We start from the raw sequence: 515 nt of genomic DNA, 5'->3' as shown, positions 1-515 counted from the left end.
GTCATAATGGTTACCTTATATAATGACTACTTCATTTTTATATTTAATGATTAATTTTTTGATAATAAGCGTATCGATAATCAATCGACTATATACGGCCCGCTTGTGCTAATGCCTGCTGCAAAATAACACTGTCATCAAAATCATAACGGACGTTGTTAATCTCTTGATAGGTCTCATGGCCTTTACCAGCGATGACAACGATATCGTCTGGACCTGCCTGACTGACGGCATATTCAATGGCCTTTTGGCGAGCAGGTTCTATATGCGTACGTTGATATTGCTCAGCACTCATCCCAGCCTGCATGTCCTGTAAGATGACGTTAGGGTCTTCGGTACGTGGATTATCAGCGGTCAAGACAACTTGATCAGCACCTGTGAGGCCAGCCTGCGCCATCAATGGACGCTTGCCTGCATCACGATCGCCGCCACAACCAAACACTGCCCATAGCTGGCCTTTACAGTGAGTTTTCAGGCTCGCCAGCACTTGACTTAAGGCATCTGGCGTATGCGCA

The 515-nt window shown here is 45.8% G+C and carries 1 protein-coding gene; it reads right to left on the bottom strand.

Annotation, left to right across the window (positions count from 1 at the left end; all coding sequences use genetic code 11):
• Positions 1–88: 88 nt before the first annotated feature.
• Positions 89–515, bottom strand: a 427-nt coding sequence (locus tag ACS8FC_RS20985; RefSeq protein ID WP_439298204.1) for a glutamate ligase domain-containing protein, incomplete at its 5' end; no start/stop codon positions are given.

It is taken from the genome of Psychrobacter sp. 1Y4 (genome assembly GCF_051847555.1).
The sequence above is the reverse complement of the archived record's forward strand: the minus strand, read 5'-3'. Positions and strand labels throughout refer to the sequence as shown.